The sequence below is a fragment of the Thalassospira sp. MCCC 1A02898 genome (assembly GCF_001618185.1).
GTDB classification, from domain to species: domain Bacteria; phylum Pseudomonadota; class Alphaproteobacteria; order Rhodospirillales; family Thalassospiraceae; genus Thalassospira; species Thalassospira tepidiphila.
In genome coordinates this window covers 344,496-359,229 of record NZ_LPXK01000001.1, presented here as the reverse complement: position 1 = coordinate 359,229, position 14,734 = coordinate 344,496, and the positions used below count along the sequence as shown (strand labels likewise).

14 protein-coding genes and 1 pseudogene are annotated in these 14,734 nt (G+C 51.2%); 5 read left to right on the top strand and 10 right to left on the bottom strand.

Features of this window, described 5'->3' with window-relative positions:
- Complete coding sequence (locus tag AUQ41_RS20615) at positions 1-1,374, bottom strand: hypothetical protein (protein ID WP_143588683.1); 1,374 nt, start codon at positions 1,372-1,374, stop codon at positions 1-3.
- Positions 1,375-1,689: 315 nt separating this feature from the next.
- On the opposite strand from AUQ41_RS20615, the gene AUQ41_RS01650 reads away from it, so the two are divergent.
- Together AUQ41_RS01650 and AUQ41_RS01645 are read left to right on the top strand one after the other, a co-directional pair.
- Complete coding sequence (locus AUQ41_RS01650; RefSeq protein WP_063086209.1) at positions 1,690-2,601, top strand: tyrosine-type recombinase/integrase; 912 nt, start codon at positions 1,690-1,692, stop codon at positions 2,599-2,601.
- A 92-nt stretch (positions 2,602-2,693) separates the two neighbouring features.
- On the top strand, positions 2,694-4,691 hold the full coding sequence (locus tag AUQ41_RS01645; RefSeq protein ID WP_143588684.1) for a hypothetical protein: 1,998 nt from the start codon (positions 2,694-2,696) through the stop codon (positions 4,689-4,691).
- Here the strand turns inward: AUQ41_RS01645 and AUQ41_RS20485 are convergent.
- The 4 genes from AUQ41_RS20485 to AUQ41_RS01620 are packed head-to-tail and all read right to left on the bottom strand — an operon-like array spanning position 4,688 to position 9,078.
- Positions 4,688-5,647: a TniQ family protein gene (locus AUQ41_RS20485; RefSeq protein ID WP_168173391.1), complete on the bottom strand. Its 960-nt coding sequence runs from the start codon at positions 5,645-5,647 to the stop codon at positions 4,688-4,690. The two genes, AUQ41_RS01645 and AUQ41_RS20485, sit on opposite strands and share 4 nt — an antisense overlap.
- A 6-nt stretch (positions 5,648-5,653) precedes the next feature.
- Positions 5,654-6,547, bottom strand: coding sequence for a TniB family NTP-binding protein (locus AUQ41_RS20480; protein WP_083952717.1), 894 nt, complete (start codon positions 6,545-6,547; stop codon positions 5,654-5,656).
- On the bottom strand, positions 6,544-8,244 hold the full coding sequence (locus tag AUQ41_RS01630) for a Mu transposase C-terminal domain-containing protein (protein WP_083952718.1): 1,701 nt from the start codon (positions 8,242-8,244) through the stop codon (positions 6,544-6,546). Before AUQ41_RS01630 ends, AUQ41_RS20480 begins: the two co-directional genes overlap by 4 nt.
- 39 nt (positions 8,245-8,283) lie before the next feature.
- Positions 8,284-9,078: a TnsA endonuclease N-terminal domain-containing protein gene (locus AUQ41_RS01620; protein WP_168173392.1), complete on the bottom strand. Its 795-nt coding sequence runs from the start codon at positions 9,076-9,078 to the stop codon at positions 8,284-8,286.
- 33 nt (positions 9,079-9,111) lie between these two features.
- Between AUQ41_RS01620 and AUQ41_RS01615 the strand changes: the two are divergent.
- Positions 9,112-9,783 (top strand): annotated as a pseudogene (locus AUQ41_RS01615) (ATP-binding protein); the annotation flags it as partial.
- A 29-nt stretch (positions 9,784-9,812) separates the two neighbouring features.
- Here the strand turns inward: AUQ41_RS01615 and AUQ41_RS01610 are convergent.
- Positions 9,813-10,727, bottom strand: coding sequence for a LysR family transcriptional regulator (locus tag AUQ41_RS01610; RefSeq protein WP_063086194.1), 915 nt, complete (start codon positions 10,725-10,727; stop codon positions 9,813-9,815).
- Between the two features lie 112 nt (positions 10,728-10,839).
- Between AUQ41_RS01610 and AUQ41_RS01605 the strand changes: the two genes are divergently transcribed.
- The gene (locus AUQ41_RS01605) at positions 10,840-11,616 is read left to right on the top strand and encodes an SDR family NAD(P)-dependent oxidoreductase (RefSeq protein ID WP_063086192.1); all 777 of its coding nucleotides are present in this window, start codon (positions 10,840-10,842) and stop codon (positions 11,614-11,616) included.
- A gap of 12 nt (positions 11,617-11,628) precedes the next feature.
- On the top strand, positions 11,629-12,615 hold the full coding sequence (locus AUQ41_RS01600; protein WP_063086190.1) for an aldo/keto reductase: 987 nt from the start codon (positions 11,629-11,631) through the stop codon (positions 12,613-12,615).
- A 77-nt stretch (positions 12,616-12,692) separates the two neighbouring features.
- Here AUQ41_RS01600 and AUQ41_RS01595 read toward each other — a convergent pair whose 3' ends face one another.
- The 4 genes from AUQ41_RS01595 to AUQ41_RS01580 form a co-directional block, all read right to left on the bottom strand.
- Entirely contained in the window at positions 12,693-13,292 is a 600-nt protein-coding gene (locus tag AUQ41_RS01595) for a class I SAM-dependent methyltransferase (RefSeq protein WP_063086185.1), read from the bottom strand.
- 149 nt (positions 13,293-13,441) lie between these two features.
- On the bottom strand, positions 13,442-13,738 hold the full coding sequence (locus AUQ41_RS01590; protein ID WP_008888804.1) for a hypothetical protein: 297 nt from the start codon (positions 13,736-13,738) through the stop codon (positions 13,442-13,444).
- A gap of 68 nt (positions 13,739-13,806) precedes the next feature.
- Positions 13,807-14,100 (bottom strand): hypothetical protein, encoded by a 294-nt coding sequence (locus tag AUQ41_RS01585; protein WP_008888805.1) that lies wholly within the window; start codon positions 14,098-14,100, stop codon positions 13,807-13,809.
- A 108-nt stretch (positions 14,101-14,208) separates the two neighbouring features.
- Complete coding sequence (locus AUQ41_RS01580; RefSeq protein ID WP_083952719.1) at positions 14,209-14,718, bottom strand: GNAT family N-acetyltransferase; 510 nt, start codon at positions 14,716-14,718, stop codon at positions 14,209-14,211.
- Positions 14,719-14,734: the final 16 nt, after the last annotated feature.

The window sequence follows — 14,734 nt, the reverse complement described above, 5'->3', positions numbered from 1 at the left end:
TTATCCTTCAACAAGATCTAGTTGGCAGTTGCCCCCGCATGGAGGAAACAGTCTTGTGTTTGGCACATAGCTATTATCAAATGTCAGTAGCAAATGCCCAAGTTGAGTGGGAGAGCGTTTACGCGCTTCAGCAGTCTCCAGCTTGTGATCCCAATCTTCATCTTTATGGCGGTCGATAGTGATTTGTCGCGGATGATAAAAAGTGTTTTGGGGACCATAAGAATAAACAATGCGATTAAAGCCGCAGTAGTCTGGGCCTGGAACTCGCCTAAATCGCATATCTGCACCGTGATGTGGTGCTACAAGTGCAGTAAAAGCTGTAATAGCTCTACTCAGACAATTGGGTATAACGTTGTATCTGGCATCGCCCGGGAGCAATATACGCCTATCCAGAATTTGATGAGTTGCGATCAAAGCTAGCCCAGAATGATTCCGTCCTCGCCCCTGGCATTTGATCAATTCTACAGAACCTACACGTATGCTTCCTATATTATTTGGATAAATCAGTAATTTTCCTTTGCTGTCTATGTTGGCGGCTAATGTGCGATGCACAGCTCCTAATGTTTGGCGTGGTACAATCCAAGTATGTTGAAGAATGCCTGAGTCTCTCTGAGCCGATGACCAGTGATCCCAATCCCAGTGAGATAGAATTACTGGCTGCTTAAGTGATTTGCAGAAGTGACGCAGTTTGGTCGGAAAGGTCGATTGGTTAGCCAGAGCTCCTCCTCCAAAGTCAAAGTACAATGTTGGAGCTGGGGAATACACGTTTCTAAGCAGTGCATTACAGTTACCCTGACCAACATCGTAGACCGCTACACCTTCAACCGAGTTGCACGAGGGATTGAGGGTCTTCTTTATATCACTCACCGTCGCATCTTTAATGTCATCGAGGTCAAAGCAGTCTCCGAGACTTTTTTCAAACTCAGCAGATACTCTTTGAGGTGACGCTATCACCCTTGAAACTGGAGGAGAGAACAGGCCAAAATATTGATCAACAGGGATGCCATCGTTCGCAAATTCTAGAAGATACCAGTTACCTCTCTCCTCTATTTCATCTGTTGGGGCATCTATTTCATGTCTCAGTGAATCTAGCTCATCTGTTGAGACATATTTTCCAAAGAGCAGGCTTCTTTTTCCCACAATGATCGATATGGGCGCTACCTTAAACCAGTTTATTGAAGCATCTTGGTGTTTTCGTTCAGAACGATATTTTTTCCAAGTACGGTTGAACCAGTCTGCGTCAACAGTATCAAAATATACATATGAGTCGGATTGTGAGCCTACCCCGTCGAGAGACTCAATTTTATCGAGTTTTGCGTAAACGGCTCTCGGTTTTTCAATAACCGGATCCCCTGAAAAAAAGTTGTTGAACACGGTTAGCCTCCCAACCTTGGATACGGTTGTTAATTTGATGCATCTAATTTAATTATGCAACTATTGGTGTATATTTTGTAACAGGATAATAGATCAATGAGGACATAAAGTCTGACGTCATTGGTCAGAGTTCATAAACAGATTATCGTTTCATTTTCCCATTGAAGTTTTGATTTTAGGTCAAAAATTATCAATTGTTCTTGGTTTGTTTTTTCTGTTACCGTCTTTTTCTAACGATTTGCTCTTAATACAGGATTCGGAACGATCGAATCAGGTAACTCCTTTCTCGAACTCGCCAACCGGGCGGGACGCATTATGGATCAGGCGCTGGCACCTTCAACGCGCACACGGTATCTCGCATCCTGGCGACGATACGAAGCCTGGTGTGCGGCCAAGGGCATTGAAAAGCCAAATTCCGACCCTAAGACGATTACGCTCTTTCTGACAGAGCGCTCAGCCAAAGTGGGACAAAGTGCTCTCGAACAAGATCTCGCGGCCATCCACTTTATGTGTGCGATGAACGGTCTGGAGTTTAAGGATCCTCGAAACTATTTGCGTCGTTTCATGCGAGGTATTCGCCGGGAGCGAGGTCATGATCCCAAACGCAAACGCATGATCGCTCCCGTGTTATTGGGGCAAATGCTGGATCATTTGCCAGAGAACGGTCCAAAGGCGTCCCGGGATAGGGCCGCTTTGCTGATCGGATTCTCTCTGGCATTAAGGCGCTCCGAGATTGTTGCAATCGGTTGGGATGACATTGTTTTTGAAGATGCTCACCTGATCGTACGTCTGAAGCCATCAAAGAACCACAGCGATGCCGTCTTCCAGTGGATACCCAAAGTGCCGTCGTCGCTTTGCGCCTTTAATGCGATGGAACACTGGTACCAGTTGAGTAACAGACCCATTGATGGTCCCTGTTTTCCTGCAATCCGCGATGGAAAAATTCAAAAAAGAGCGGTTTCTGACCGCTACATAAATCGTCTGGTAAAGCGATTGCTGTTGTTGTGTGACAAGGTTCCCCAAGAGTTCGGCGCACACTCACTACGAAGCGGAATAGCAACAACTGCGCATTGGGAGGGTCTCTCGGATGCGGATATCCGCAAGATTACCCGCCACAAAAGTACCGGTGGCCTTTTACCTTATCTGCAGCCCAAAGATGGCCTGTTGCATGAACAGATTTTTCGATCTTTCGATAATGAAGGAGGACGCGCAGGATCGAGAAAATAGTTTGTTAAGCGCACAATATATTCTGTCGTCTGGTGTTGCTTTCAGACACGGGACACCTGATGAATTTGGTAAAACACACATGTTGGGGGTCCATGTCTGATCGCATCCCGTCTATTGAAACACCGCAACTGCGTACTGCTCCTTTTAGAACCCCCCACATTCTTCTCGATGTCGTCGGTTTCACACATGATCCCATAGAATCTCCAAATCTTGGCTATCGTGCAGACCAGATTTGGGGTCTCGCCAAATTTGCGCCTTGTGAGGACGTTTTTCCGACATCGAAGAATAAATCGGGAATTGATGTTGTTACGTATCTGGCTGCTCGGGCGCAAACCGAGAGCTGGGTTTACCGCAAGTTTCCAGTGCGAGAATTCGGATTGATGAGAGAGGGGCGTGTTTGGAATAATCGCATTCACTCACCTATTCCTGATCTGGAAGTCTTCCATGCGACTCTTGATCCCAAGACTGCGCGGCTTGAGTGGCTCACCCATAGTATAGACCACTATCAGTGGATCAATATTCCAGACAATCTGGAGAAGTTTGGTCCATTAGAACTTCCCTCTCCCCGATTACTCGTTTCCGGTCGGCTAAAGGGGGCAGATCACCAAACACAATTCATTATGAGTTGTGCAGATTTTCTCTGGTATCTGACTGGATATTGTTCTGAGCTGTTAGTTGGCCTGATGAACGGGAAAACGCAGCCCGTTGTCGAACGGTTTTACCGTGAGCCATTTGAGCTTGAGCATGGGCATATTCGAATCTATCCAAAAAACTACAACGCTGGCGCCAAATTTGCGGCGGCGATTGAGTTGGCTAACATTTTATCAATGGGAAAGAATGCGGAAGCATTTTTGGGGCAATGTGGTTCGCTGATTTTGAAGGGGTTAAGCCCGTATCGTTGGCCAATTTGTCCACCAAGATTGATTTTGCCATTTAGCGATCCGTTTGAAATCAAGTTCGCGGGCTTCTCAGCAGGCCTTACATCTGACATTCGCCTACCTCTGGAATATGACATCACCGAAAGCTCCCATGCGATTAACGTTCTTCAAATTCAGAGAATTAGAGCGTTGCGCTTGGCATCTACGATTCAGGTCGTTGTTCCGGCAAAGCCTGAGAAAATGGCGTTTGAAACGGAAGATGGAGTATTTTCAGTCACGAGAGCCGGTGGGCAAGAGATCATCGGTGTAACGTCCGAGCCGGCTGATCTGGGGTTTGATGGGGAAACTCTGAATCTGGAAGCCAGTGACTTTGTTCCGCCAAACGCAGACATTCGCATTGAAAAGCACTTGGAAGAGCTGGAGCAAAACCAGATAGGTCCAAAATACCAGTTTGTTGAGGGTGATGTTGCAAGCGGGTCATTTGCGGAGCCCTTCTCGAGCGGGACTTTGCACTCAACACTGGAGTTTTCTCCAGATGTAGACATCGAAATAGCGCAGCAGTTACGCAAACGAAAAGCGACGGTCGCGCGTGACCTGTTCGGTTGTTCACCGAAAATCCCTTTACCTTTTCACCTCGTTGAATTGGTGGACGATGGTCAAAGTGAAGAGCTGCGGCCAGAGCCAGGTGGGGATCCGATCGATTACCCGTTACCTGATTTGGCAAGAGCTTTGGCAACTCTCCAGAGAAAAACCGGAAATCGAATCGCAACACTCGGAGATGATTGGATTCCTGTAGCTGACGGTAAATTTGCTGTAATTGAGTTTCCGAGTACACGCGAATGGCCGGGATGTATTCCACTCAGAAAGGCTGGCAACGGCCGAAATTTACTGGTGATGGTCTGTCGGGTGCCCAACCGCGGAAAATTTAGTTATTTGATGTTTATTGAGCGAAGATTGCGCAACGGCCTCTATGAAGGACGCCCAGCATTTGTCGCTCATCCAGTCACTTTGTTGAAGCTTCCTGTCCGTTTGATTAGGGATATTCTGTATTTCACGATGCGGGCGGACCACGAAGTAGACGGGATGAACGGTTGGCCTACCACGTTAGATTTGTTGAGTACCGTGAACTGCTACGCCAAAAGATTGGAACGTGACGATCCCAAGCCTGAAAACATGCCCCTGATCATTGAAGAACTTTTGCAGCTATCCTAGTTTGGAGAAAATGTCAGGTAACGTGTGGCGGTTTCGCTAAGTGCCGGATGCGGATTTTTTAAATCTTTAAGCAGGAACGAATGCCAGCAATCTGCACGCATCGCATATGCAATAAGCCGCCATGGCCAGTCTTGAAGTGCCCGGCCGACGATGGCCATGAGTTTGTGTCTATCTTCACAACTGAGGCTCTCCAGCCTTTGCGATTTTTGTTCCCCTTCAAAGCTAAATTCGGGGCCGCCTGACATTTCTCGTATGACTTCCCGTAACCTTGCGACACGAGGTGCTCGATGATGCAATATGCTCATGAGGTCATAAACGAGTTTGGCATACGATTGAGGGGATGGCATCGGTACATCCCAGAAAAGTGTTCCTGTACGAAAACCCTGTTCGAGCCTTTTCTGCAGTCTTTCTGCATGACTGTCTATTGGTAAAGCTTCAGCTTCCCGGCGATCAAACCCGCAAGAATGACAGGTATGCCAAGGACTGCGATGAAGACATACAGGCTCGCCGCACTGCCAACATCGATCATGCAGTCTTTGAGAATGGATTGTGCATTGAGTAATGAACACAAGCCGCCACGACAATCGGTAGTAACCCTCATCAGCCAAACATTGAGGGCAGAAGGCTTGGCCATATTTACGATGGGTTCTGTGATAAACTCCCAGAACTGTAATCATCTGCTGCACATTGTTCGGCTTCAGCATGGGAAACACGCGTCGTTCCAAAAGATGGATGGTTGTTTCGGCGGCCGCTGAAATTGGCGTGCCTGTCAGACGGGCAAGGTCGCAGACAATCTGTTTATCTGTTGGTCGGTCAGTATCCCGTGTAAAAAAATGCTGATGCTTTGACAGGAAATGGCAGAAGGTACCGACAGGTATGCCGTTTGCGTTCGCGACGCGGATCAGCCAGCTTGTGAAAGACTCATCGACTTGAGGCTTTGGGCGAACCGGTAACATGGTCATTTACCCGGCAATTTGTTCGGCTTCTGCTTTGCGGCGTGAAGGTGATGTATAGTCCGCAATTTCAAAATGATGTGGTTTGAGATGAGCGGAACTTTCATCAAGCGCAATGAAAGTCGCTTCTTTCACATACGAAACCATCTCTCCAACGGTCCGTTCTGAAATTGTTAGAATGGTCCTCGCCAGTTCAGATTTATGCAGGTTCGATGGCTCTGGAAGTGGCAAAGTAGATTCGAGAAAATAGAGAAACCTTCGATAATCCTTTCCGTCTTTCCATTCAGGAAGGTTATATGGCTTGAAGCGATTAGCCAGCTGATCATCGGTTTGGATGGTCCGGATGGCTTTCTTGGTGCCGGCACAGATAAAGGAAAGCCTAAGCTCATTGCTCAGAAAGCGCAGCATATTGAGGAACTGACGCTGCTGGGTAAATTTGCCCTCCGAGATGTTATGAAGTTCATCAATAATGATGAGGCGCGTACCGACGCCCTTAAGAACGTGCAGTACCTGGCTTTCGAGATTTGCTGTTGTATCGCTGGGTCGGTGAACAGCTCCAACTTTATCGAGGACCTGTTTGTAGAATCGTCGAAGTTCAGGCCCTGGTGGCATCGTGATAAAAATAACCGGGATTTGGTCAGCTTCTTCCTCTGGAATTGAGCGACGCGGATGACGGCTCAGAGCTTCCTCCAAAATCATGGTTTTCCCATTATTGGTTTCGCCGACCAGCATCATGGATGGCATGCGGTGCGTTGGCGGGTGCTTGATCATTGCTTCGATCTTTTCAAGCATTCGATTGCCAGTATCGTAAGGGAACCATTTAGGGGTGTTCAGCCAATGAATCTGTTCGTCCCGTGATGCCTCCAGATATTTTGCCGCTTCACTATGAAGGTGCTCAGTCATCGAATTTTGATCTCCGATTCAATCATTGAGGGATCGAATTCAAATTCCAGATCGTCATCGGATAGCGTCTCCCGAGGCTCGGTCGGAGCAGGCTTGGCCGCGTGCGTTTGCGACGCATGAGGATTCATGCGGCGCTTTTCGGTTCTACGCTGCTTTTTTGCCTTCTGAGTGGAAGCCACTGACTCTGCGATGCGGTTCTGCATAGCTTCATAACCGGCAAAAATACGCCCTTCATCGACCTGGTCTTTACCCTCTCGCCGCATCCTATCCTTGATATGTCTGAGCTCCCAAATGCTCATGGGAGGCTGGCTCGGGTCGCGATAGGGAAGCTCATAGTATGTCTTGTCTTCTGGGTGATAGAGATACAGCGTCGAAATATCTCTAGGGTCGCGTCGAAGTTCAAACTTCCGCTTGTCCCCATCAAACAATATCTGTCCCAGAATGTCAGAATAGTAGTTGATGCCGTCAACACGTACGCCATATCGCTGAACGGTGCGTGTCATGACAGGTAGAAAATCGATCAGGAATGTTTTTTGATTGCTGGGCAAACGTGGGCGCCGGACAATTGAACGGGGATCATTTTCACCAAAACCCTGTTCGAACTTTGCAGCGGGAGGCATGCCAATACCTTGGTGGAGCCTCTGATTGTAGACGTTAACAATAAACTCCAGAAGGTAACCTTCCAACTCCTTGAGGGTCATACAGGCTCGTCCCTGGGAGTCGTACTCGCCCCGATGATGACTGCTGGAGAAAGTCGTACCGGGAATATTATGGGATCTATGGTTCAGCGTTTTGATGAAACGCTCAATCACAGCACCAAATTGCGGTGCTCCTTTAGGACGATAGTCAAGGGAAATACCGTGTTGATCGCAGCCTCGTTTGAAGGCTGCGCTATGGAAATCTGAGCCGTTATCGACGAAAATTTTCTCCGGAAGTCCCTGCATTGACCAATTGCCCGAGATTTTATGTTCACGCAGCAGTTGCTCTTTGGGTAGGACAGCTTGTGTCAGACAGAGGGCGGTAGATAGTGAGCTTGGCGCTCCGAAAGAAAGATAAAAGCCCGTGCAGGCGCGGCTGTATGAATCGACGGCCGACGTGATCCAGGCTCTATCAATTCCTTCGCGTTCATTAGGGTCAACAAGAGTAATATCGGTCGGGGTGTGGTCGATTTGGGCTTGTTCGAGAGGACGAGTTGCCGTGGTTGCAGAACCCTTGTGTGGCTCAAAAAGATGTTTCGCTTTCTTTTTAGAATAGCGATGTTCTGTCGCTATGAAAGCCGGGACGTCTGCAATTCGACGATAAATGGTAGGTTTTGAAGGAGGTGAAAGTTTGGCTTTGAAACACTGCAACTCGACTTCTTCGACAACACGTGCCCGTATCGGACGCTCTTTTGTCAGATAAAGGTTTTTAATTACATCAGAGATAATTTTTTCGACGTCGGGATGGAGGCGTTGTTTGGTCTTGTTGCCTCTGTTAAGGCCAACCACAAGACTCGAAGTCTGATGATCCTTCCTGAAATTTTTTACCCAGCGGTAAAACGTCGGGACACTGCAATTCAATTTAGCAGCAAAATCTGCAGCCAGTTCTTTGGTCGGGCTGGCAATTTCAAGCCATCGTTCAATAACTTGCCGACGTTCGAGCGCGCTATCCCAACGCTCGTCGTCAATTTTGTCTGGCTGAGTGTTTTGGAATGTCAAATTCCTAGCCTACGCAAAAGAAACATAACGATATCGAAACTATAATAAATAGATCGATAAATCAGCATCTAATCTACTTTCATCATCGGCAAAAAGCTGATGTGTCGCAAGCATCTTGAGAACTTCTGTGTGAACTTGTTCCTCAGAAAAATTGTGAAGAGCATCTGTGATTTGCCGGATTGTCGCAACTTTGTGCTGCTGGACAAACAGGTCAATTGCAGATTCTACCGGAGTATCAGAATCCAGAAAGCGATAGGGCAGGAGCTCACGAGCACGTTCAAGTTCTGATGTTCGGATTTCTTTTTCGGTGAAGACGCTAAAGGACCAGCCTTTGAACTCGGTCCATTGTTTTGCGTGCTTGAATTTTTGCAAAAGGGTTGGCTGATTTTTACCATCAAGGTCGGAAGTGTATTTGATTTCCACCAGCATGGTGTGCAGGCCAGATTCCGGCCGCTCCAACTCATGACGATAACGCGTGATTAGAAAGTCGGGCGTGTAGGTTCGTTCTTTGCCCAGGTCATCCAGATATCTGATGGTGACCGGCTGAGCTTCGATTGAAAAAACACCCCTTCTTCCGGTCATCAAGATAGCAAAATCGCGTTCCAGTGACGATTCGAAGGGTATTTGTGGTTGGTCAGGGGCTACTTTTAGTAAACCCGTTATTGATCGGTCGGTTGGCCGAATTTCACGTGCGCCGCGTGTTTCAGCGGAGATGTCATCAAGGATTTCAAAAAGACTCTCAGCAAGGCTGTAATTTTTGCCGAGTCTCATATTTTGTGTTTCAGTCTCATATTTAGTGAGCCAATCCACCCATAAGCCTTTGTTTTTACTCATACCTGTAAGTCTCATATTTTATGTTTCTTTACAGGGGGGCATCGGGTCAAGCCGGGCGAGATTTCGCTGGCCCATAATGGTGTGCTGTTTTTGGATGAATTGCCGGAATTTCAGCGCAATGTGCTTGATGCCCTGCGCCAACCGCTTGAAACCGGGCAGGTATCGGTTGCGCGCGCCAATGCGCATGTGACCTATCCGGCACGTGTGCAACTGGTCGCGGCGATGAACCCGTGCCGGTGTGGTTATCTTGGCGATAATGAACTGGCCTGCACCCGCGCCCCACGCTGTGGCGAGGAATATCAGGCCAGGCTTTCAGGGCCGCTTCTGGACCGGTTTGATATTCAGATCGAAGTACCCGCCGTCAAGCCCGAAGACCTTGATTTACCGGCCAAAGGCGAAAGCAGTCAGGCGGTGCGCGAACGGGTGTTTCTGGCCCGTGAATTGCAAATGTTGCGATATAAAAACGAAAACATATCGACCAATGCGCTGGCCGATGGGGAGGTCCTTCAGGAGGCCGCCGCCCTTGATGCCGAGGGCCGCGGATTGTTGCAGGATGCAGCCCGCCAGATGAAGTTATCGGCCCGCGGATATCACCGGATACTGCGGGTGGCGCGTACCATTGCCGATCTTGCCGGAAGTGCGGCGGTCAAGCGCGGCCATATTGCCGAGGCGCTGAATTACCGCCAGATGGTCTATCGGCGCTAATCCCCCGTCACTGGGCGACCCGGGTTTGATCATATGCGCGAAAGGCCGTTCTGTTTGCGGATGATGTTGATCAGGCCGCGCAAGCCCGGATGATTGTTGTGGCGGCTGCTGTAATACATGTGGAAGGGATCATCGGATGATGCATGGTCTTCCAGCACGATTTCCAGCTGTCCGCTGACAAGGTCATCGGCAATGCGCGATTCCAGCAGATAGGCCAGTCCAAGCCCGGCCTTGGCGGCGGAAATCGTCGTTGCCGTGTCCTGAATGGTGATGTGGCCCGGCACGCGGTAGCTTTTCTGATCGGGGCCGGTACCAAGTTCCCAGGGAAACGGTGAATTGTCGCCCAGAAGAAGTTGCAGGCATGTGTGATTGCGCAGGTCTTCGGGGGTATCTGGTTTTCCGCGGCGTGCAAGATAATCCGGTGCGCCGACCACGACCCAGCGCTGGGGTCCGCTAAGCGCGACGGCAACCATGTCTTCGGGGACCAGATGGCCGAACCGGATGCCGGCATCATACCCTTCGGCGACAATATCAATCGGCCGGTTTTCAACAATAATGCTGAGGCTGACATCGGGAAAGGTCTTGGCAAATTCCGGCAATGCCGGGGCGATCAGAAGATGTGCGGCATCGGAAAAGGCGTTGATGCGGACCTCGCCAAAGCTGGCGGCACCGGGGGCATCAAGCGTCTGGAGTGCTTCATCGAGTTTGTCAAAACCCTCGGCAAGCTTGGTTGCAAGGTCCTGACCCAGTTCGGTCGCCACGATCGATCGGGTGGTTCGATTGATCAGCTTTACGCCAAGGCGGCTTTCCAGACGGCGGATCGCGTGACTTGCGGCCGACGGCGAAAGTCCGAATTCAATTGCCGCGGCCTTGAAGCTCTGGCGGCGGACAATTGCCAGAAACAGGCGTAGATCAGCAAACTCTGCGCGGTCGATTCCAGCCAAGTTGATCTCTGTTCACTTTGTGGATGATTTCAGTTCATGAAAAACCATACCACACGGGGCGGTGCAACAAGTAATCTGGCCAAAAGTCAGACAATTTAGCCGGAGGAATGCGATGAGTGATATTCAGGCAGTCAGGATTCCCGACCTGATGTCGCGCCGTGTTCTGGTAACCGGGGGCTCGACCGGGATCGGGGCCGAGATTGTCCGGGGGTTTGCCGCGCAGGGTGCCAAGGTTGCCCTTCATTATAATGAAAGCAGTGAAGCAGCACGCGCCCTTCAGGCAGAGTTTCCCGAGCATGTCGTAGCTGTTCAGGGCGATATGAGTGAAACGGGTACACCGACGAAAGTTGTCAGGGAAGCCGCAGGGATGCTTGGCGGGCTGGATGGCCTGATCAACAATGCTGGTGGCATGCTGGGCCGGGTGCCGACCACCGAGGTCGAGCCCGAGCATCTTGATCGTGTCTTTGCCCTGAATGGCAAATCGGTCTGGGAAGCGACGGTGGCGGCATATCCTTACCTCAAAGCGTCAGAAAACGGTTTTGTGGTCAATACGACATCGATTGCCGCGCGCAATGGTGGCGGGGGCGGTGCTGTGCTGTATGCGGCGGCAAAATCCTTTGTCAGCAGCCTGACACGCGGGCAGGCAAAGGAATTTGTGGCGGACGGCATTCGCGTGAACGCCGTTTCGCCGGGTCTTATCCAGACGCCGTTTCATGACCGCTATACACCGCCCGATGTTCTTGCCGCGCAAAGCGCAACAGTACCGATGGGCCGCGTGGGCCGCCCGGATGAATGTGTCGGGGCGTTCCTGTTTCTCGCCTCGAACGCCATGGCGGGCTACATCACAGGCCAGATCATCGAGGTCAATGGCGGCCAGTTAATGCCTTAGGAGCAACAATAGATGAACTACAGAAAATTTGGGAAGACAGGCCGCACGGTCTCGGAAGTCGGTTTCGGTGCCTGGGCCATTGGTGGCGCATGGGGCGATGTATCAGAGGCTGACGCGCGCGCGGCCCTGCATGCCGCCCTTGATAACGGCACGACATTCATTGATACCGCCGACGTTTACGGTGATGGACGTTCGGAAAAAATCATCGCCGATGTCATGAAAGAACGCGGTGGCGAACGTCCGTTCATCGCAACCAAGGCCGGGCGTCGGCTCGATCCGCATGTGTCCGAGGGATACAACAAGCAGAACCTGACAGCCTTTGTTGAACGCAGCCTTAAGAACCTTGCGACGGATTGTCTTGATCTGGTGCAGCTTCATTGCCCGCCGACAGAGGTTTTCTATCGCCCGGACGTGTTCGAGGTGATGGAGGAAATGGTCACCGCCGGGAAAATCCGCAATTACGGTGTTTCGGTCGAGAAGGTCGAAGAAGGCCTCAAAGCCATCGAATATCCCGGGGTTGCGTCGGTTCAGATCATTTACAACATCTTCCGCCAACGCCCTTCCGGACTTTTCTTCCGTGAGGCAAAAGCAAAAAATGTCGGGGTTATCGTCCGTGTGCCGCTGGCATCCGGCCTTTTGACCGGCAAAATGACCAAGGACACCGCCTTTGCTGCAGACGACCACCGTGCGTTTAACCGCAACGGCGAGGCGTTTGACAAAGGCGAAACATTCGCCGGTGTGCCGTTTGATGTTGCGCTTGAAGCTGTTGAGGAAATCCGCCGGCTGGTTCCGGACAATATCACCATGGCGCAGTTTGCCCTGCGCTGGATTTTGATGGAAGAAGCCGTCGGTGTTGTGATCCCGGGGGCGAAGAATGCAGCCCAGGCCGCGGCAAACGCGGCGGCAAGTGATGTGGCACCGCTGCCCTCAGAGGTGATCGGTGAGTTGCGCAACATCTATGAGCAGCGCATCGCCCCGCACGTCCATCATTTGTGGTGATCACACGTTTCCATCGGCTTTAAAGGCCGATGAGGCAGAAAAAGGGGCACCATGCGGTTGGTGCCCCTTTTTGCGTTTCAGGCGGATTTGCGGACTTCGCTTTGCATTTCCGGGCGGCTTTTGCGTTCGATCTTATAGACCGACGAGGGCGGGACATTGCGCACCGTGGTGCCGATGCGCGTTGCCTGAAGATCAAGCCGGGCCAGGATGGCTTCCGGCACCGGGCAGCGCGGGCCATAGGTGAATTGGTAAAATGCGCCGTCTTCGCGCAGATATTCAAAACTGCCCGACAAGATCCCCATGATCTGGCGCGGTGTCATCGACAGAAGCGGCAGGCCGCTAATCGCGCTTGCCAATTCGCCAGCGCCAAACAGGCCCTTTTTGCCCAAACGACAGGCATCCATTTGCAGGATGCGGGCCCTAGGATAGCGTTCGGAAAGCAGGCGGGAGAAATCCGGTCCGGCTTCGATCAATGTCAGGTCATCTTCACGCAAGCCGCGATCAAGAAGTGCACGGGTAAACACACCGGTCCCCGGTCCGAGTTCCAGAACCGGGGTGCTTTGGGTGTTGATTTCGGATGTGATCAGACGCGCCAGCGCCGGGCTTGAGGGCGAAATGGCGGATATTTTTCTGGGATCGGTGACCCAGGCGCGAATGAAAGGCAAAAAGTCCGACATCGAATGAAATGCCCCACTTGGTAAAGGGAGAGCGCATAAACTGCCTACCCTTTATGTCGCTTCGGGCGCTTATTTGTGTTCATTTTGCGAAATGCCACCCGGCAACGTATCCATCCGGGAACGCGCGAGGTGGCGTTCAACGCAATTGATTACGCAGCCCGATTGCGGCGCAGAACATCAATGATTTCGGCCTTGTGCGGATCGGCATGAAATGCATCGGCCATGATCATCACACCCTTGGTGCCGTCATTGGCCTCGATCATGAACAGCGTTGCCTCGTCACCCGGATCGGTGCCTTGGTCGGTGCTGTTGGAATGGACAAGGCGCAGCTCGTCCGGGGTATAAAGCTTGCCGGTGCCGTCACTGCGTACACCGCCCTCCTCGGCCATGAAATGATGTTCAAAACCGTGTTCTTTGGCGTTTGCCTGAAGATCAGCCAAGGTCATTGCGGGCCTCCTCGATCAAAAATTGTCTGATAAAGGCAAAACGCAAATCCTGGCTGCTTGTTCCGAAATCAGCTGTGCTTGCGGCGAAGACTGTCGATCAGGTCGGCCTTGTTACGGTCGGTATCAAAGCTGTTGGGCACAATCAGCATGCCGCGCGTGCCATCGCTGGCCTCGATCATGTAAAGGGTGGCGTCATCGCCCGGGTCGGTTCCGGCATCGACAGAACGGGAATCGATAATGGTCAAATCATCGGCGCTGTATTTCGCCTGTTTGCCATCGCAAGTGACATGGTTTTCCGATGCGCTGAACACATGCGAAAAGCCGCGTTCACGGGCCAGATCTTGTAATTCGCTCAAGTTCATGATGGTCCTCCGTTCGATGGATGCAGCCGTAAGGCCAACAATCATCAGACCCTATCACGAAATGCGCCCGGCGTATTTGCGTGTGCGCAATCTGGCAGAAAACAAGGCCTATTTCGGATCAAGAGCCATCTTCATGCCCTCGTGGCTGGCGACAAATCCAAGCCGTTCATAAAACCGATGGGCATCCTTGCGGGTTTTATCCGTTGTGAACTGTATCAACGCCGCGCCAAGTGATTTCGAAATCGAAATGGATTGCTTGATCAATTTTCCGCCGATCTTCTGACCGCGGGTACGGCTTGCCACCCGGACCCCTTCGATCTGGGCGCGCAGTTGGCCGCGCCGCGACAATCCGGCGATCAGGGTCAGCTGCAAACAGCCGACAATGTCCGTGCCCTTGATGGCCAGAAGATACTTGTTGGGCAGCGCATCGGTTGACTGGGATGACATGGCATCAAACGCGGCGTAATAGGCATCGGGAAGCGGATCGCCAAGTTCCTCGCGGGTTTTGCCTTTTTCATCATCGGCCAGAAGGGCAACGATGGCAGGCAAATCATCGCGGGTGGCATAGCGAAACGTGATGTCATCGGATTTTGTGGTGGTGGCGGCGGCGTTCGACATTGCGGGATCCCTTTGC

Coding starts and splice junctions, on each gene's coding strand:
- AUQ41_RS01650 (WP_063086209.1), top strand. CDS start 1,690: ATGGATCAGGCGCTGGCACCTTCAACGCGCACACGGTATCTCGCATCC.
- AUQ41_RS01645 (WP_143588684.1), top strand. CDS start 2,694: ATGTCTGATCGCATCCCGTCTATTGAAACACCGCAACTGCGTACTGCT.
- AUQ41_RS20485 (WP_168173391.1), bottom strand. CDS start 5,647: ATGTTACCGGTTCGCCCAAAGCCTCAAGTCGATGAGTCTTTCACAAGC.
- AUQ41_RS20480 (WP_083952717.1), bottom strand. CDS start 6,547: ATGACTGAGCACCTTCATAGTGAAGCGGCAAAATATCTGGAGGCATCA.
- AUQ41_RS01620 (WP_168173392.1), bottom strand. CDS start 9,078: ATGAGTAAAAACAAAGGCTTATGGGTGGATTGGCTCACTAAATATGAG.
- AUQ41_RS01605 (WP_063086192.1), top strand. CDS start 10,840: ATGAGTGATATTCAGGCAGTCAGGATTCCCGACCTGATGTCGCGCCGT.
- AUQ41_RS01600 (WP_063086190.1), top strand. CDS start 11,629: ATGAACTACAGAAAATTTGGGAAGACAGGCCGCACGGTCTCGGAAGTC.
- AUQ41_RS01595 (WP_063086185.1), bottom strand. CDS start 13,292: ATGTCGGACTTTTTGCCTTTCATTCGCGCCTGGGTCACCGATCCCAGA.
- AUQ41_RS01590 (WP_008888804.1), bottom strand. CDS start 13,738: ATGACCTTGGCTGATCTTCAGGCAAACGCCAAAGAACACGGTTTTGAA.
- AUQ41_RS01585 (WP_008888805.1), bottom strand. CDS start 14,100: ATGAACTTGAGCGAATTACAAGATCTGGCCCGTGAACGCGGCTTTTCG.
- AUQ41_RS01580 (WP_083952719.1), bottom strand. CDS start 14,718: ATGTCGAACGCCGCCGCCACCACCACAAAATCCGATGACATCACGTTT.